Origin of the sequence: Pseudomonas sp. 1D4, assembly GCF_001728925.1 — a bacterium.
Classification (GTDB): domain Bacteria; phylum Pseudomonadota; class Gammaproteobacteria; order Pseudomonadales; family Pseudomonadaceae; genus Metapseudomonas; species Metapseudomonas otitidis.
The window spans coordinates 67,216-83,757 of record NZ_LXJQ01000025.1; the positions used below are offsets into that span (position 1 = coordinate 67,216).

16 protein-coding genes are annotated in these 16,542 nt (G+C 66.8%); 12 read left to right on the forward strand and 4 right to left on the reverse strand.

From position 1 onward, the window contains the following. Window positions 1-57: 57 nt before the first annotated feature. The 4 genes from A7D27_RS14555 to A7D27_RS14570 all read left to right on the forward strand — a co-directional run bounded on the left by A7D27_RS14555 (window position 58) and on the right by A7D27_RS14570 (window position 5,061). Window positions 58-1,539 carry an iron ABC transporter permease gene (locus tag A7D27_RS14555; protein WP_256557172.1) on the forward strand — a complete coding sequence of 494 codons (1,482 nt, stop codon included), beginning with the start codon at window positions 58-60 and terminating at the stop codon, window positions 1,537-1,539. 166 nt (window positions 1,540-1,705) lie between these two features. Continuing rightward, window positions 1,706-3,073, forward strand: coding sequence for a multicopper oxidase family protein (locus tag A7D27_RS14560; protein WP_069559304.1), 1,368 nt, complete (start codon window positions 1,706-1,708; stop codon window positions 3,071-3,073). Window positions 3,074-3,075: 2 nt separating this feature from the next. Further along, window positions 3,076-3,567, forward strand: coding sequence for a tRNA adenosine(34) deaminase TadA (gene tadA / locus A7D27_RS14565; protein ID WP_069565303.1), 492 nt, complete (start codon window positions 3,076-3,078; stop codon window positions 3,565-3,567). Window positions 3,568-3,804: 237 nt separating this feature from the next. After that, window positions 3,805-5,061, forward strand: coding sequence for an amino acid permease (locus A7D27_RS14570; RefSeq protein ID WP_069565304.1), 1,257 nt, complete (start codon window positions 3,805-3,807; stop codon window positions 5,059-5,061). Window positions 5,062-5,121: 60 nt separating this feature from the next. Here A7D27_RS14570 and mltF read toward each other — a convergent pair whose 3' ends face one another. Further along, window positions 5,122-6,582, reverse strand: coding sequence for a membrane-bound lytic murein transglycosylase MltF (mltF, locus tag A7D27_RS14575; protein WP_069559301.1), 1,461 nt, complete (start codon window positions 6,580-6,582; stop codon window positions 5,122-5,124). A gap of 211 nt (window positions 6,583-6,793) precedes the next feature. On the opposite strand from mltF, the gene purL reads away from it, so the two are divergent. From purL to A7D27_RS14585, 3 genes are all read left to right on the forward strand, one after another. Further along, window positions 6,794-10,690 carry a phosphoribosylformylglycinamidine synthase gene (gene purL / locus A7D27_RS14580; protein WP_069559300.1) on the forward strand — a complete coding sequence of 1,299 codons (3,897 nt, stop codon included), beginning with the start codon at window positions 6,794-6,796 and terminating at the stop codon, window positions 10,688-10,690. A gap of 76 nt (window positions 10,691-10,766) precedes the next feature. Then, a complete protein-coding gene (locus A7D27_RS27225; RefSeq protein ID WP_240915612.1) occupies window positions 10,767-10,982 on the forward strand; it encodes a CDGSH iron-sulfur domain-containing protein in 216 nt (71 codons plus the stop codon). 159 nt (window positions 10,983-11,141) lie between these two features. Further along, complete coding sequence (locus A7D27_RS14585) at window positions 11,142-11,459, forward strand: YqfO family protein (RefSeq protein WP_069559299.1); 318 nt, start codon at window positions 11,142-11,144, stop codon at window positions 11,457-11,459. A gap of 59 nt (window positions 11,460-11,518) precedes the next feature. Here the strand turns inward: A7D27_RS14585 and A7D27_RS14590 are convergent, their stop codons facing one another. Next, complete coding sequence (locus A7D27_RS14590; RefSeq protein ID WP_069559298.1) at window positions 11,519-12,022, reverse strand: murein L,D-transpeptidase family protein; 504 nt, start codon at window positions 12,020-12,022, stop codon at window positions 11,519-11,521. A gap of 34 nt (window positions 12,023-12,056) precedes the next feature. Further along, window positions 12,057-12,611 (reverse strand): NUDIX hydrolase, encoded by a 555-nt coding sequence (locus tag A7D27_RS14595; protein ID WP_069559297.1) that lies wholly within the window; start codon window positions 12,609-12,611, stop codon window positions 12,057-12,059. A 151-nt stretch (window positions 12,612-12,762) separates the two neighbouring features. Between A7D27_RS14595 and A7D27_RS14600 the strand changes: the two genes are divergently transcribed. The 5 genes from A7D27_RS14600 (at window position 12,763) to A7D27_RS14620 (ending at window position 16,104) form a co-directional block, all read left to right on the forward strand. Beyond that, window positions 12,763-13,365, forward strand: a complete 603-nt coding sequence (locus A7D27_RS14600; RefSeq protein WP_069559296.1) for a CoA pyrophosphatase — start codon at window positions 12,763-12,765, stop codon at window positions 13,363-13,365. A 22-nt stretch (window positions 13,366-13,387) separates the two neighbouring features. Then, a complete protein-coding gene (locus A7D27_RS14605) occupies window positions 13,388-13,912 on the forward strand; it encodes a gamma carbonic anhydrase family protein (protein ID WP_069559295.1) in 525 nt (174 codons plus the stop codon). Continuing rightward, entirely contained in the window at window positions 13,912-14,103 is a 192-nt protein-coding gene (locus A7D27_RS14610; protein WP_170832296.1) for a DUF1289 domain-containing protein, read from the forward strand. The genes A7D27_RS14605 and A7D27_RS14610 overlap by 1 nt, the downstream gene beginning before the upstream one ends. A 61-nt stretch (window positions 14,104-14,164) precedes the next feature. Further along, window positions 14,165-15,346: a formate-dependent phosphoribosylglycinamide formyltransferase gene (gene purT, locus A7D27_RS14615; protein WP_069559294.1), complete on the forward strand. Its 1,182-nt coding sequence runs from the start codon at window positions 14,165-14,167 to the stop codon at window positions 15,344-15,346. Between the two features lie 44 nt (window positions 15,347-15,390). Further along, window positions 15,391-16,104 (forward strand): SGNH/GDSL hydrolase family protein, encoded by a 714-nt coding sequence (locus tag A7D27_RS14620; protein ID WP_371914818.1) that lies wholly within the window; start codon window positions 15,391-15,393, stop codon window positions 16,102-16,104. On the opposite strand, the gene A7D27_RS14625 is transcribed toward A7D27_RS14620, so the two are convergent. Next, the coding region (locus A7D27_RS14625; protein WP_139134100.1) for an MFS transporter at window positions 16,101-16,542 on the reverse strand (442 nt) is incomplete at its 5' end. The genes A7D27_RS14620 and A7D27_RS14625 overlap by 4 nt on opposite strands.

Below are 16,542 nucleotides of genomic sequence, written 5' to 3' on the forward strand. Positions count from 1 at the left end.
TCGCTGGTGCCCAGCCGCCGGCGACGCACGCCGCCGATCTGGCTGCAGGTGCCGGTCATGGCGCTGCTGCTGGTAGCGGCCTTGCCGTTGTTCTACGTGGCGGTGCGCAGTTGGGAGTCCGGCTGGCACACCGCCTGGCAACTGCTGTGGCGGCCCTTCGTGTTCCACCTGCTGGGCAACACCCTGAAGCTGATGGTGGCGGTCACCGCCGGCTGCGCACTGCTCGGCCTGGCGCTGGCCTGGTGTGTGGAGCGCAGCGACCTGCGCGGTCGCCGGCAGTGGAATGTGCTGCTCTGCCTGCCGTTCGCCATCCCGGCCTTCGTCGCCGGCTTCAGTTGGATTTCCCTCAGCCCTGCATTCGAGGGGCTGTGGGGCACGGTGCTGGTGATGGTGCTGTCCAAGTACCCGCTGGTGTACCTGCCGGTGATGGCCACTTTGCGCAACCTCGACCCGGCCCTGGAAGAGTCCGCGCGCATGCTCGGTTACACCCGGCGCCAGGTGTTCTGGCGGGTGACCCTGCCGCTGCTGCGCCCGGTGCTGATGGGCACCAGCCTGCTGGTGGCGCTGCACATGCTGGTGGAGTTCGGCGCGCCGTCGATCATGCGCTACCAGACCTTCACCACCGCCATCTATCAACAGTTCGAACTGGAGTTCAGCAACGCCAACGCGGCGATGCTCTCCGCCCTGCTGCTGGCCCTGTGCATGCTGCTGATGGGCCTGGAGCTGCGCCTGCGTGGCCGTGGCCATGCACGCACCGGGCAGGGCGTGGCGCGGCGCATCGCGCCGGTGCGCCTGGGGCACTGGGACTGGCTGGTGCAAGGGGTACTGGTGGCCCTGGTGGTAGTGGGCTCGCTGGTGCCGCTGGTGACCCTGGGCTTCTGGATTCATGAAGGCAGCTCCGCCGCCTTCCCGCTCGGCGATATCCTCCGCACCCTTGGCTCGTCCCTCTATCTTTCCTTCGGCGGGGCGCTGATCAGTTGCCTGCTGGCCCTGCCGGTGTGCCTGGTGGTGGTGCGCTACCACGGGCGCCTGGCGCGTCTGGCCGATCGCCTGCCGTACCTGTTGCATGCGCTGCCGGGGCTGGTCATCGCGCTGTCCCTGGTGTTCTTCGCACTGGGTTATGCGCCGTCGCTGTACCAGACCACCCTGCTGTTGCTGGTGGCCTACGCCCTGCTGTTCATGCCTATGGCCCAGTCGCCGTTGCGGGTGGCCCTGGAGAAGGCCTCGCCACAGTTGGAGGAAGCCGCCCAGACCCTGGGGCAGACGCCGTTCCTGGCCTTCCTGCGGGTGACCCTGCCGATCATCTTCCCGGCCATTGGTGCCGGCTTCGTGCTGGTGTTCCTCGATTGCATGAAGGAGCTGACCGCCACGCTGATCCTAGGCCCCACCGGGCTGGATACCCTGGCGACCGCCGTGTGGTCCCACACGGCCAACCTGGAATACGCCGCTGCGGCACCCTATGCGGCGCTGATCGTGCTGGTGTCCGGCCTGCCGGTGTACCTGCTCACCACACGCGCCTACCTCGGCCGTCGTGGCTGATCCCGCTGTGGCATCGCGCCACGGCGGGCTGCCGCCCCGCAAGGGGAGGGCTGTGCGAAAATGCGCGACCTGCGAGCGGCCCCCGGGCCGCGATGATGAGGCCGCCAACAGAGTGGCCGCGTAACGCCTGATGGGCCCGATGCCTTACTCACAGGAGCCTGCACCCGTGTCATTCACCCGCAGACAGATTCTCGGCGGCCTTGTCGGCCTCGGCGTGGTCGGCCTTGGTGCCGGTGGCGCCGCCCGCTACTGGCTGGGCCGTTCCCTCGATGCCAAGACCCATGACTATGAACTGATCGCCGCCCCCTTCGACCTCGAACTGGTCCCCGGCCACACCACCCCGGCCTGGGGCTATGGCGGCCAGGCGCCGGGCGTGGAACTGCGCTCGCGCCAGGGCGACTGGCTGCGGGTGCGCTTCATCAACAAGCTGGACGAGCCCACCACCGTACATTGGCACGGCATCCGCCTGCCGCTGGAGATGGATGGCGTGCCCTATGTTTCGCAGTTGCCGGTGCTGCCGGGCGAGTACTTCGACTACCGCTTCCGCACCGACGACGCCGGCAGCTTCTGGTACCACCCCCACGAGTCCAGTGCGGTGCAGCTTGGGCGCGGGCTGGTGGGGCCGCTGATCGTCGAGGAGCGCGAGCCGTCCGGCTTCCGCCATGAGCGGGTGCTCTCGCTGAAGACCTGGCACGTCGATCCGGAAGGCGCTTTCACCGCCTTCAGCGTGCCCCGAGAGGCCGCGCGCGAAGGTACCCGGGGACGGCTCACCACCATCAACGGCCAGCCCACGCCGACCCTCGACCTGCCAGCCGGGCAGGTGGTTCGTCTGCGCCTGCTGAACCTGGACAGCACCATCACCTACCGGCTCAACCTGCCAGGCGCCGATGCGCGCATCTACGCCCTGGACGGCAACCCCATCGAGCCGCGTCCACTGGGCAAGGAATACTGGCTGGGCCCGGGCATGCGCATCGAGCTGGGCATCAAGGTGCCGGAGGCGGGGCAGGAGCTGTCCATGCGCAACGGGCCGCTGCGTCTGGCCACCCTGCGCAGCGTGCCGAGCACCGAGCCGGCAGGGGAGTGGCCGCCTGCGTTGCCGCCCAACCCGATTCCCGAGCCCGACCTGGCCAAGGCCGAGACGCTGAGCTTCCGCTTCGAGTGGGCCGCCACCCTGGTCAGCGCCGCCGGCAAGCCCAGCAACTACTGGCAGATCAACGGCAAGGCCTGGGACATCAACGACAAGACCTGTGCGGACCGGCCCATCGCCACCTTGAAGAAGGGCGGCCACTATATCTTCGAGCTGCGCAACATGGCCCAGTACCTGCACCCCATCCACTTGCACGGCATGTCGTTCAAGGTGCTGGGCTCGGACCGCAAGTCGATCATCCCGTACTTCACCGACACCTACCTGCTGGGCAAGAACGAGACCGCGCGCATCGCGCTGGTGGCGGATAACCCTGGTGTCTGGATGTTCCACTGCCACGTGATCGACCACATGGAAACCGGCCTGATGGCCGCCATTGAGGTGGCCTGACCGTGCGCCAGCCGATGTTCATCGACCGCAGCCAGGACGAGCGCTTCATGCAGGAGGCGCTGGCCCTGGCCGCCCAGGGTGCGGCCCTGGGCGAGGTGCCCGTGGGCGCGCTGGTGGTGCACGACGGACAGGTGGTGGGGCGCGGCTTCAACTGTCCCATTTCCCGCCACGATCCCAGTGCCCATGCCGAGATGGTGGCGATCCGCGACGCGGCCCAGGCCCTGGAGAACTACCGGCTGGTGGGGGCCACCCTCTACGTCACCCTGGAGCCCTGCAGCATGTGTGCCGGGCTCATCGTCCACTCGCGCATCGCCCGTGTGGTCTACGGTGCCACCGAGCCGAAGGCCGGGGTGGCGATCAGCCGTGGCCGGTTCTTCGAGCAGGCCTTCCTCAATCACCAGGTGCTGGTGGAGGGCGGGGTACTGGGCGAGGCCTGCAGCGAACTGCTGTCCGGTTTCTTCCAGGCCCGTCGCGCCGCCCGTCGGGAGAGCTGAGGCCCTGCGACCAAGGTCGCAGGCTGCCGGTCTTGTCCTACAGAAATGCTGTGGTAAGGTGCGCGGCCGCCAGAAATGGCGTCCTAGAGCGGTTCTTCCTTGAGCCGGCTGGATGTTGCATTGCCAGGAGGCGCCCGCAGTCCCGTTGTCCCGCAGTGCCCGTTTCGACGATGACGCAAGGCCGTGGCAGTTCGGCGTGGCCCTCCTGATCCGTTGAATGATGTCGAGGGTGCTGTGATGAGTGAAACGCAAGTGCGGTCCCACCTCGGGGTGGCGGAAGAGGGGGCGGTGGATGCCTCCGGGCTGGAGGTCAAGCGTCTGACCTTCCTGGAGGCGGTGGCCATGATCGTGGGCACCAACATCGGCGCTGGCGTTCTGTCCATGGCCTACGCCAGTCGCAAGGCCGGATTCATGCCGCTGCTCATATGGCTGGCAGTGGCCGGTGTGTTCACCACTATCTCCATGCTCTACGTCTCCGAAACGGCCCTGCGCACCCGTACCCACAGCCAGTTGAGCGGCCTGGCCCAGCGCTACGTGGGCTCCTTCGGTTCCTGGGCGATCTTCCTGTCGGTGGCGGTCAACAGCATCGGCGCACTGATCGCCTACATGAGCGGCAGCGGCAAGATCCTCGCGGCTTTCCTCGGCATCAGCCCGGCAGTGGGCAGCCTGGTGTTCTTCATCCCGGCCGCGCTCGTGCTCTATCTGGGCCTGGGTGCTATCGGCAAGGGTGAGAAGTTCATCAGCATCGGCATGCTCAGCATGATCGTGCTGCTGGTGATAGCGACGCTGCTCAACGAGCACACCGACGTGGCGCGCCTGCTGGAAGGTGACTGGGTCTACATGGTGCCGGTGTTCAACATCGCCGTGTTCTGCTTCTCCGCGCAGTACATCGTCCCGGAGATGGCCCGTGGCTTCAGCCACGCGCCGGAGCAACTGCCCAAGGCGGTGATCACCGGCATGGTGCTGACCTTCTGCCTGCTGGCCATCGTGCCGATGTCGGTGATCGCCCTTACCGGGCTGGACGGCCAGACCGAGGTGGCCACCCTGGCCTGGGGCGAGGCGCTGGGCCAGTGGGCGTTCTACACCGCCAACACCTTCGCCCTGTGCGCCATGCTCACCTCCTACTGGGGCCTGGGCGGCAGCTTCCTGACCAACATCTTCGACAAGTTCCATGCCCTCGGCTCCGAGTCCCGGCCCAAGACCCGCCTGGTGGTGCTGGGCATCGTCTGCGTGCCGCCCTTCGTGCTCGCCTACAGCGGCATGGTCGGCTTCGTGAACGCCCTGTACTTCGCCGGTGCCTTCAGTGGCGTGATCCTCTCGATCATGCCGATCCTGATGCTGCGCGCGGCCCGCCGCCAGGGCGACCTGCAGCCGGCCTGGTCCTGTGGCTGGATCGCCCACCCGGCCATCCAGGTGGTGATCGTGATGATCTACCTGGCCAGCGCGGCTTATGCGATCTGCAGCGCGCTGAACCTGTTGCCTTCGGGTTGGTAAGCGCCCAGGTACGAAAAAGCCCGCGGTGATGCGGGCTTTTTCGTGGGGGCTGTTCGAGCTTCAGAGCTTCTCGTTGGCGCCGTCGGCCGGTGGCGTCTTGTCGATGCCCGGTACGTGGAGGCTGCCCGCGGCCACTTCGGTGCCTTCCATCTGCGGCTGGGTCACCCAGGTGAGGATGTCGTAGTAGCGGCGGATGTTCTGCACGAAATGCACCGTCTCGCCACCCCGGGCGTAGCCGTAACGGGTCTTGCGGTACCACTGCTTCTGCGAGAGGCGTGGCAGCATCTGCTTCACGTCGAGCCACTTGTTCGGGTTCAGGCCCTCGGCTTCCGCCAGCTTGCGAGCGTCGCCCAGGTGGGCGATGCCGATGTTGTAGGCGGCCAGGGCGAACCAGGTGCGATCCGGCTCCTTGAGGTCATCCGAGAGGCCGGCCTTGATCATGGCGAAGTACTTGCTGCCGCCGCCGATGCTCTGGCGGGCGTCCAGCCGATTGGACACGCCCATGGCCTTGGCGGTGTCCTGGGTCAGCATCATCAGTCCGCGCACGCCGGTCTTGGAGGTGGCGGTGGGCTGCCAGAGCGACTCCTGGTAGCCGATGGCGGCCAGCAGCCGCCAGTCCACCTGGTGGCTCTGGGAGGCTTGGCGGAAATGCTGTTCGTACTTGGGCAGGCGTTGCTGCAGGTGTTTGGCGAAGGTGTAGGCGCCGACGTAGCCGAGGACGTCGACATGACCGTAGTAACGATCCTTCAGGCGCTGCAGGGTGCCGTTCTGCTTGGCCTTGTCGAGGAAATCGTTGACCTGGTCGAGCAGGCTGCTGTCCTCGCCGGGGGCGACCGCCCAGGCCAGGTTGCTGGCATCGCTCAGGTCGAAGGCGACGCGCACGTTGGGGAAGTAGACCTGGTTCATGGCCAGTTCGTTGGAGTCCACCAGGGTCAGGTCGATCTGGCCTTCGTCCACCATGCGCAGCAGGTCGACGATCTCGACTTCGTCGGACTCCTCGTAGTTCAGCGCCGGGTACTGGGCCTTGAGGGCGGCGAGTTGCTCGGCATGACTGCTGCCCTTGAGCACCAGGATGCGCTGGCCCACCAGATCTTCCGGGCGGGTAGGGCGGCGTGCGCCATTGCGGTAGATGACCTGAGGGGTGACTTCCAGATACGGGTGGGAAAAGCGCACCTGGCGCTGGCGGGCATCGCTGGCCACCAAACCGGCTGCGGCCAGGACCGGCCCCTTGACCTGGCCGAGGCGGCCGAAGAGGTCGTCGATGTTGTCGGCGGTCTCGATTTCCAGGCGCACACCCAGGTCGTCGGCGAAGCGCTTGACCAGTTCGTACTCGAAACCGGTTTCCCCGTTGCGGTCCTGGAAATAGGTGGCCGGGCTGTTGCGGGTGACCACGCGTAGAACGCCCTCCTCCTGGATGCGCTCGAGGGTATTGGGCTGTTTGCAGCCGCCGAGCAACAGGAGGATTCCGGTCGCCATCAGCCACAGGGCACGGCGCGTGCGGAACACGGGTGGGGTGAACATCGGCGCAGTATACGCAAACGCCGTTTCTTGCCATATCTCGACAGCAAGATTCTTCTCTGCTAGCCGAAACGGCTTGAGGCGGCGTGGGACGGGGAATACAGCGTCCTCAGAACCTGCTGTCGTCCCGCTTCGTCGAAGATGCCGAAAAGAGGTCCTTTAGGCTAGAATGCACGGCCTCCCAGTACACCCCTTCCCAGAGGCTGTCCCGACGATGTTGATCCTGCGCGGTGCCCCCGCCCTTTCCGCCTTCCGTCACGGCAAACTGCTCGAGCAACTGATCCAGAAGGTACCCGCCGTCTCCGGTCTGTACGCCGAGTTCGCCCACTTTGCCGAAGTCACCGGCGTGCTCGACGCCGATGAGGAGAAGGTGCTGGCACGGCTGCTCCAGTACGGGCCGAGTGTGCCGGTGCAGGAGCCTGCGGGACGCCTGTTCCTGGTGGTCCCGCGTTTCGGCACCATCTCGCCCTGGTCCAGCAAGGCCACCGACATCGCCCGCAACTGCGGCTTGGCGAAGATCCAGCGCATCGAGCGCGGCATCGCCTACTACATCGCCGGTCAGCTCTCGGACGCCGATGCTCAGGTGATCGCCAGTGTCCTGCACGACCGCATGACCCAACTGGTGCTGGGCGAGCTGGAAGCCGCGTCCGCCCTGTTCAGCCATGCCGAGCCCAAGCCGCTCACCGTGGTGGACGTTCTCGGGGGCGGTCGCGCCGCCCTGGAGAAGGCCAACGTCGAGCTGGGCCTGGCCCTGGCCGATGACGAGATCGACTACCTGGTGAAGAGCTTCAACGAGATGGGGCGCAACCCCCATGACGTCGAGCTGATGATGTTCGCCCAGGCCAACTCCGAGCACTGCCGCCACAAGATCTTCAACGCCAGTTGGGACATTGACGGCCAGGCGCAGGAGAAGAGCCTGTTCGGCATGATTAAGAACACCTACGAGATGAACCGCGAAGGCGTGCTGTCTGCCTACAAGGACAACGCGTCGGTCATCGAGGGCTTCACCGCCGGCCGCTTCTTCCCCAACCCGGCCACCCGCCAGTACGGCGCGACCGAAGAGCCCGTGCACATCCTGATGAAGGTGGAGACCCACAACCACCCGACCGCCATCGCCCCGTTCCCCGGTGCCTCCACCGGCTCCGGCGGCGAGATCCGTGACGAAGGCGCCACCGGTCGCGGTGCCAAGCCCAAGGCCGGCCTGACCGGTTTCACCGTCTCCAACCTGCAGATCCCCGGCTTCGAGCAGCCCTGGGAGAAGCCCTACGGCAAGCCCGAGCGCATCGTCACCGCGCTGGACATCATGATCGAGGGCCCGCTGGGCGGTGCCGCGTTCAACAACGAGTTCGGCCGCCCTGCGCTGAACGGCTACTTCCGTACCTTCGAGCAGGCGGTCCAGTCGCCCCGTGGCGAAGAAGTGCGTGGCTACCACAAGCCGATCATGCTCGCTGGCGGCATGGGCAACATCCGCGCGGACCATGTGCAGAAGGCCGAAATCTCCATCGGCGCCAAGCTGATCGTCCTCGGTGGCCCGGCCATGCTCATCGGCCTGGGTGGTGGCGCCGCGTCCTCCATGGCCACGGGCGCCAGCTCCGCCGACCTGGACTTCGCCTCCGTGCAGCGCGACAACCCCGAGATGGAGCGTCGCTGCCAGGAAGTGATCGACCGTTGCTGGCAACTGGGCGCCGAGAACCCCATCAAGTTCATCCACGACGTGGGTGCCGGCGGCATCTCCAACGCCCTGCCGGAGCTGATCAACGATGGCGGCCGTGGTGGTCGCTTCGAACTTCGCGCCGTGCCCAACGACGAGCCGGGCATGAGCCCGCTGGAAATCTGGTGCAACGAGTCCCAGGAGCGCTATGTGCTCTCGGTTGACGCCGCTGACTTCGAGCGCTTCAAGGCCATCTGTGAACGCGAGCGCTGCCCCTTCGCGGTGGTTGGCGAGGCCATCGAGGAGCCGCACCTGACCGTCGCCGACAGCCACTTCGGCAACAAGCCGGTGGACATGCCGCTCAACGTGCTGCTGGGCAAGCCGCCGCGCATGCACCGCAGCGTCACCCGTGAAGCCGAGCAGGGCGATGATTTCGACGCCACCACCGTTGCGCTGGAAGACGCCGTGTCCCGCGTGCTGCGCCACCCGGCCGTGGCCAGCAAGAGCTTCCTGATCACCATCGGCGACCGCACCATCACCGGCCTTGTGGCTCGCGACCAGATGGTCGGCCCCTGGCAGGTGCCGGTGGCCGACTGTGCCGTGACCGCCACCAGCTTCGACGTCTACACCGGCGAAGCCATGGCCATGGGCGAGCGCACCCCGCTGGCCCTGCTGGACGCCCCGGCGTCCGGCCGCATGGCTGTTGGCGAGGCCATCACCAACCTGGCGGCAGCGCGCATCGAGAAGCTTTCCGACATCAAGCTGTCCGCCAACTGGATGGCCGCTGCCGGCCACCCCGGTGAAGACGCCCGTCTGTACGACACGGTCAAGGCCGTGGGCATGGAGCTGTGCCCGGCGCTGGGCATCACCATCCCGGTGGGCAAGGACTCCATGTCCATGAAGACCCGCTGGCAGGACGAGGGTGTGGACAAGTCCGTCACCTCGCCGCTGTCCCTGGTCATCTCCGGCTTCGCTCCGGTGCAAGACGTGCGCCGCACCCTGACCCCGCAACTGCGCCTGGACAAGGGTGACACCGACCTGATCCTCATCGACCTGGGTCGTGGCCAGAACCGCATGGGTGGCTCGATCCTCGCCCAGACCTACGCCAAGCTCGGCCAGGCCGCGCCGGACGTGGATGATGCCGAGGACCTGAAGGCCTTCTTCGCGGTGATCCAGGGCCTGAACCAGGACGGCCTGCTGCTGGCCTACCACGACCGCTCCGACGGTGGCCTGATGACCACCGTGCTGGAAATGGCCTTTGCCGGCCACTGTGGCCTGGACCTGCAACTGGACGCCCTGGCCGATGCCGCCGCCGAGCTGCCCGCCGTGCTGTTCAACGAGGAGCTGGGTGCCGTCATCCAGGTCCAGCAGGGCGCCACCGCCGAGGTGCTGGCCCAGTTCAGCGCTGCCGGCCTGGGCGACTGCGTGGCGGTGATCGGCCGTCCGCTCAACAGTGCCAGCGTTGCCATCGCCTTCAATGGCGAGGCGGTCTTCACCGGCGAGCGCCGCATGCTGCAGCGCCAGTGGGCCGAGACCAGCTACCAGATCCAGCGCCTGCGCGACAACGCCGTGTGTGCCGACCAGGAGTTCGACGTTCTCCTCGACGAAGAGAACCCCGGCCTGAGCGCCAAGCTGTCCTTCGACGTCAACCAGGACATCGCCGCGCCCTACATCAAGAAGGGTGTGCGTCCCCAGGTGGCGATCCTGCGCGAGCAGGGCGTCAACGGCCAGGTGGAGATGGCGGCGGCGTTCGACCGCGCCGGCTTCTCGGCCATCGACGTGCACATGAGCGACATCCTCGCCGGTCGCATCAGCCTGGAAGACTTCAAGGGCCTGGTGGCCTGCGGTGGCTTCTCCTACGGCGACGTGCTCGGCGCTGGCGAGGGCTGGGCCAAGTCCATCCTCTTCAACGCCCGTGCCCGCGATGGCTTCCAGGCCTTCTTCGAGCGCAAGGACAGCTTCGCCCTGGGCGTGTGCAACGGTTGCCAGATGATGTCCAACCTGCACGAGCTGATCCCCGGCACGGAGTTCTGGCCGCACTTCGTGCGCAACCGCTCGGAGCAGTTCGAGGCGCGCGTCGCCATGGTGCAGGTGCAGGAGTCGGCCTCGATCTTCCTGCGCGGCATGGCCGGTTCGCGCATGCCCATCGCCATCGCCCACGGTGAAGGCCATGCCGAGTTCGAGAGCGAGGAAGCCCTGCTGGAAGCAGACCTGTCCGGTTGCGTGTCCCTGCGCTTCGTCGACAACCACGGCAAGGTCACCGAGAGCTACCCGGCCAACCCCAACGGTTCGCCCCGTGGCATCACCGGCCTCACCAGCCGCGATGGCCGCGTGACCATCATGATGCCGCACCCGGAGCGCGTGTTCCGCGCCGTGCAGAACTCCTGGCGCCCCGACGAGTGGCAGGAAGACGCCGGCTGGATGCGCATGTTCCGCAACGCGCGTGTCTGGGTCGACTGACGACCCTGCCGGTCCTCCTCTCCCGGCTCCGGGGGAGGAGGGCGGGCTGCCTGAAGTGCGCCAGGTCGAGCCTGGCGTGCGCCTCCTGCTCTGCCGCTGTGGGCATTCGCCCCGGCTTCCCGACTGCCCTCTCGATTGTCGACAAGGGCTCGCCTTCCAGGCCGAACGTCCCCGTATCCTGCTGCTCTGTCGTTGTGGTCGATCCCGTCGCCTGCCCTGGTGTGATGGCAGCCATGCGCCCGAAACCGTCGGTTTCAAGGCGCGTTGGCGGCGCTTCTGGACCGGTGGGTGACCCGTCGTTTTTCTCCAGCCCTGGCTGAACACGGCGTGTTTCCGCCAGTCGAATGGCGGGTCGATTCAGCGGTTTCATAAAGTCTTGGCGGACGGTCAGTGTTCGATGGCATCATCCTGCCATCATCGTCCAGCCGGTTATTTCCTGACGGAGCTATTGATGTACAAGCTGTGCTTCTACGTGCCGGAATCCCATGCCGAACCCGTCAAGCAGGCGGTCTTCGCAGCGGGTGGTGGGCGCATTGGCGCCTATGACAGTTGCTGCTGGCAGTCCCTTGGCCAGGGACAGTTCAGGCCCCTTGACGGTGCTGATCCATTCATCGGCCAGGTGGGGCAGGTCGAGCACCTGCCCGAGTGGAAGGTGGAGATGGTGGTGGCCGATGAGCTGATCCACGACGCGGTGCGGGCTTTGAAGAAGGCCCATCCCTACGAGACCCCGGCCTTCGAGGTGTGGCGGTTGTCGGACCTGGTGTTCTGAGTTGATCAGCCAGGTATGAAAAAGGCGCCTTCAAGGCGCCTTTTCTATTGGGGCTGGGCTCAGGGGCGGATCTCGATCAGCGTGCCGTCCTTCACCAGGCTCCAGATTTCGCGCATGTCGGCGTTCTTCATGGCGATGCAGCCTTCGGTCCAGTCGAGGGTGTGGAAGTACCACTCGGGATACTCCTCGTCCAGTGGGGTGCCGTGGATCATGATCATGCCGCCCGGGGGCACGCCCTTCTCGCGGGCCAGCTTGGCGTCGCGGGCGTTGGGGTAGGAGATGTGCATGGCCAGGTTGAACTTGTCGCTGGTCTTGCGCCAGTCGATCCAGTAGAAGCCCTCGGGGGTGCGCTGGTCGCCCTCGCGCAGCTTCGGCCCGTTGGGTTGCTTGCCCAGGGAGATGCGGTAGCTCTTGAGGATGTCACCGCGGTTCATGAGCAGCAGCTTGCGCTCGGACTTCACCACCAGCACCTTGTCGATGGGCTTGCCGCCCAGGGCGGGTGCAGCGCTGGCGTGGGAAAGGGTGGTGAACAGGAAAACAAAGGCTAGGAGCATCCAGCGCATCTACAGCATCCCCGGGAACACGTGTTGGCAGCGATCAGGCTTTCTTGTGATGGGCCACCAGAGGGGCCAGCGGTTCGTTGCGTACCGGGTAGACCTGCTGCACCCGGTCGGCGAAGAAGCATTCTAAGGTACGGCCCACAGTGGGAAAAGCCAGCTCGGACCAAGGGATCTCGTGCTCGTGGAACAGCCGCACCTCGAGGCTTTCCTCGCCGGCGGCGAAGTCCAGGTCGGTGAGGTCGGCGAGGAACAGGGTGTAGACCTGGCTGATGTGCGGCAGGTCGAACAGCGTGTACAGGCGCAGGTTGTGGACCCGGGCGCAAGCCTCCTCGGCGGTTTCCCGGGCGGCGGCCTGTTCCATGGTCTCGCCGTTCTCCATGAAGCCGGCCGGCAGCGTCCAGTAGCCACGGCGGGGCTCGATGGCGCGGCGGCACAGCAGCACCTGCTGGCCCCAGACCGGCAGGCAGCCGGCGACGATGCGAGGGTTCTGGTAGTGCACCGTGTCGCAGGCATCGCAGACATGGCGCAGGCGGTTGTCGCCCTGGGGGATGCGTTGCACCACGGGGGTGCCGCACTGGCTGCAGAACTTCATCGGGTGCCCTCGGTTGGAGATCGTCATCTTGGCGCGCCGGTCGGGGACTCGGCAAGCGTGGCGGGGGCCGGATCGGTGGGCGGAACGGGGCTTGGGGGCCCCTGGCGGTTCGTGCCATGATGCCCGGCACAACAAAAGACCGAGACCTTTCATGCTGGATGAGCTTCTCCGCCGGGTGCGGAGCCATTCCCCGTCCGACCTGCCCATCGAGCGCAGCTTTCCCGAGGCAGCGGTGCTGGTGCCGGTGACCCGCAGCGACGAACCCGAACTGATCCTGACCCTGCGTGCCAGTGGCTTGTCCACCCATGGCGGCGAAGTGGCTTTCCCCGGTGGGCGACGTGACCCCGAGGATCGCGACCTGATCCATACCGCCTTGCGCGAGGCGGAAGAGGAGATCGGCCTGCCGCCTGGGCTGGTGGAGGTGGTCGGGCCGTTGAGCACGCTGGTATCCCGCCACGGCATCAAGGTCACGCCCTACGTCGGGTTGGTGCCCGATTACGTCGAGTACCGTGCCAACCGGGGCGAGATCGACTCGGTGTTCAGCGTGCCGCTGTCGTTCTTTCGCGACGACCCTCGCGAGGTCACCCACCGCATCGACTACCTCGGGCAGAGCTGGTACGTGCCCAGCTATCACTACGACGGGTACAAGATCTGGGGCCTCACCGCGATCATGGTGGTGGAGCTGGTCAACCTCATCTTCGATGCCGGCATCGAGCTGCGCGAGCCGCCGGAATCCTTCGTCAAACTCACCTGAGTCCTGCTTACAGGAGCGCCTGATGAAATACCGCCTGGGCAACGCCCGTGTCGAAACCCATCCCGACAGCTGGATCGCCCCCGACGCCTCGGTGATCGGCAAGGTGCGCCTGGATGCGGGTGCCAGCGTCTGGTTCGGCGCCGTGCTGCGCGGGGACAACGAACTTATCCACATCGGCGAGAACAGCAACGTGCAGGACGGCACTGTCATGCACACCGACATGGGCTACCCGCTGACCCTCGGCAAGGGCGTCACCGTTGGCCACAACGCCATGCTCCACGGCTGCACGGTCGGCGACTACAGCCTGGTCGGCATCAACGCGGTGATCCTCAACGGGGCGAAGATCGGCAAGCACTGCATCATCGGCGCCAATGCGCTGATCGCCGAGGGCAAGGAAATACCCGATGGCTCGCTGGTGATGGGCTCTCCCGGTAAAATCGTCCGCGAGCTGACCGAGCCGCAGAAGAAAATGCTCGAAGCCAGTGCCGCCCACTACGTACACAACGCCCAGCGTTACGCCCGCGAGCTGGTCGAACAGGAAGACTGATGGAAATCGAACGCCCCGTACCGTCCCCTTGCGTACACGTCTGTGCGCTGGACGACGACGATACCTGCCTCGGGTGCCAGCGCAGCATTGATGAAATCAGCCGCTGGGGGCGCATGGACAACACCGAGCGCCGCGAGGTCCTGGCCCGTTGCCTGGAGCGCGCGCGCGACAAGGGCCAGTTGATGGCCTGACCCTTCCGGGCGCCGGTCGCGCCGGCGCCTCACCGACTCTTCATCCTTCGAGGAAACACCGATGCCCCGTATTGGAACCCCGCTGTCGCCGAGCGCGACCCGTGTACTGCTCTGCGGCTCTGGCGAGCTGGGCAAGGAAGTGGTGATCGAACTGCAACGCCTGGGCGTTGAAGTCATCGCCGTGGACCGCTACGAGAACGCACCGGCCATGCAGGTCGCCCACCGCAGCCACGTCATCAGCATGCTGGACGGCGAGGCCCTGCGCCGTGTCATCGAGCTGGAAAAGCCGCACTACATCGTGCCGGAGATCGAAGCCATCGCCACCGCCACCCTGGTGGAGCTGGAGGCCGAGGGCTACACCGTCATTCCCACTGCCCGCGCCGCGCAGCTGACCATGAACCGCGAGGGCATCCGCCGCCTGGCGGCCGAGGAACTGGGCCTGCCCACCTCGCCCTACCACTTCGCCGATACTTTCGAGGACTACCGCGCCGCCGTGGCCAGCGTCGGCTACCCCTGCGTGGTCAAGCCGATCATGAGTTCCTCCGGCAAGGGCCAGTCCGTGCTGAAGAGCGATGCCGACCTGCAGACCGCCTGGGACTACGCCCAGGAGGGCGGCCGGGCCGGCAAGGGCCGGGTCATCGTCGAGGGCTTCATTGACTTCGACTACGAGATCACCCTGCTCACCGTGCGCCACATCGGCGGCACCACCTTCTGCGCGCCCATCGGCCACCGCCAGGTGAAGGGCGACTACCACGAGTCCTGGCAACCCCAGGCGATGAGTCCGAAGGCGCTGGCCGAGTCCGAGCGCGTGGCCCAGGCCGTGACCGAGGCACTGGGCGGCCGTGGCCTGTTCGGCGTGGAACTGTTCGTCAAGGGCGACCAGGTTTGGTTCAGTGAAGTCTCGCCGCGCCCCCATGACACCGGGCTGGTGACCCTGATCTCCCAGGACCTCTCCGAGTTCGCCCTGCACGCCCGCGCCATCCTCGGCCTGCCGATCCCAGCCATCCGCCAGCAGGGGCCGTCGGCTTCCGCCGTCATCCTGGTGGAAGGCAAGTCTGGCGAAGTCAGCTTCGGCAACCTCGCCGCCGCACTGAACGAGCCGGACACCGCGCTGCGCCTGTTCGGCAAGCCTGAAGTCGATGGCCAGCGCCGCATGGGCGTGGCCCTGGCGCGTGATGAGTCCACCGACCTGGCCCGCGCCAAGGCGACCCGTTCCGCCCAGGCGGTCGACGTCAAACTGTGAGCCGCTGGGCTGGGGCACTCTGGTGGGCATCGGCGGTCACGCTGATGCCCCTCATGCTGCCCCTTGCCCTGCATACCCGCCGCACCGCCCTGCGCCTGCCGCCGGCAGCCGGTCCCGAGCGGGGGCTGGCGGGCGCGGGGTTCGCCGGTGAGCCGCTGCGGCTGCTGGTGATTGGCGAGTCCACCGTCGCGGGGGTGGGAGTCGACCTGCTCGAACGGGCACTGCCGGGACAGTTGGCCCGTGCGCTGTCCGACCGCCTGGAGCGCCCGTTGGCCTGGCGGGCCTGTGGGGAGAACGGCATCACCGCCGTGGAGGCCTGCCAGCGCCTGCTGCCGCAAGTGCTCGACGAGACACCTGACCTGGTGGTGATGGCCTTCGGCGTCAACGACACCACGCATTTCACTTCGCGATCCCGTTGGCGCCAGGCGCTGGAAGGGCTGGGTAGGCCCTTCCTCCAGCGTGGCGCCTGCGTGGCTTTTTCCGCCGTGCCGCCGCTCGGTCACTTCCGCGCCTTGCCCTGGCCGCTGCGCCTGCTGCTCGGCTGGCGTGCGCGCCTGATGGACCGGGTGCTGGCGGAGACGGCCAGCCCCATGGGAGCGCTTCACTGCACCGCTACCCTGGCCATGCGCCCCGATTACCTGGCGATCGATGGCTACCACCCATCCGAGCTGGGCTGCGAGGTCTGGGCCGGCCTGCTGGCCGACCGCCTGTGGCTTGAGATGGTGCCGCAACCGCCCTTGGCTGCGGCAGCCGGTTAACGCGGGTCAGACAGGTCCCGGTCCCGCGTCTCCTTCATGCAGAGCACGGCCAGCAGGCTGAGCAGCGCCGCTGCCGATACATAGCCCCCCACCCATGACAGGCCGCCGAGGCTGACCAGCTTCTGGGCGAAGAACGGCGCTACCGAAGCGCCCACGATGCCCCCCAGGTTGTAGGCCGCCGACGCGCCGGTGTAGCGCACCGGGGTGGGGAACAGCTCGGGCAGCAGCGCGCCCATGGGGGCGAAGGTCACCCCCATCAGGAACAGCTCCAGGCTGAGGAACAGGGTCACCGAGAGGGGGGAGCCCTGGGTCAGCAGTGGCTCCATGGTGAAGCCGGAGAGTATCGCCAGCACGCAGCCGCTGATCAGCACCGGCTTGCGCCCGAAGCGGTCGCTGAGCCAGGCCGAGAGCGGGGTGGCCGCCGCCATGAACAGCACC

Excerpts from the sequence above, each read along its gene's own strand:
- mltF (WP_069559301.1), bottom strand. The coding sequence starts at position 6,582 with ATGTTCACCCCACCCGTGTTCCGCACGCGCCGTGCCCTGTGGCTGATG.
- A7D27_RS14600 (WP_069559296.1), top strand. The coding sequence starts at position 12,763 with ATGCTGGATGAGCTTCTCCGCCGGGTGCGGAGCCATTCCCCGTCCGAC.
- A7D27_RS14620 (WP_371914818.1), top strand. The coding sequence starts at position 15,391 with ATGCCCCTCATGCTGCCCCTTGCCCTGCATACCCGCCGCACCGCCCTG.
- A7D27_RS14605 (WP_069559295.1), top strand. The coding sequence starts at position 13,388 with ATGAAATACCGCCTGGGCAACGCCCGTGTCGAAACCCATCCCGACAGC.
- A7D27_RS14555 (WP_256557172.1), top strand. The coding sequence starts at position 58 with ATGGCGCTGCTGCTGGTAGCGGCCTTGCCGTTGTTCTACGTGGCGGTG.
- A7D27_RS14595 (WP_069559297.1), bottom strand. The coding sequence starts at position 12,611 with ATGAAGTTCTGCAGCCAGTGCGGCACCCCCGTGGTGCAACGCATCCCC.
- purL (WP_069559300.1), top strand. The coding sequence starts at position 6,794 with ATGTTGATCCTGCGCGGTGCCCCCGCCCTTTCCGCCTTCCGTCACGGC.
- A7D27_RS14610 (WP_170832296.1), top strand. The coding sequence starts at position 13,912 with ATGGAAATCGAACGCCCCGTACCGTCCCCTTGCGTACACGTCTGTGCG.
- A7D27_RS14585 (WP_069559299.1), top strand. The coding sequence starts at position 11,142 with ATGTACAAGCTGTGCTTCTACGTGCCGGAATCCCATGCCGAACCCGTC.
- A7D27_RS14570 (WP_069565304.1), top strand. The coding sequence starts at position 3,805 with ATGAGTGAAACGCAAGTGCGGTCCCACCTCGGGGTGGCGGAAGAGGGG.
- A7D27_RS14590 (WP_069559298.1), bottom strand. The coding sequence starts at position 12,022 with ATGCGCTGGATGCTCCTAGCCTTTGTTTTCCTGTTCACCACCCTTTCC.
- purT (WP_069559294.1), top strand. The coding sequence starts at position 14,165 with ATGCCCCGTATTGGAACCCCGCTGTCGCCGAGCGCGACCCGTGTACTG.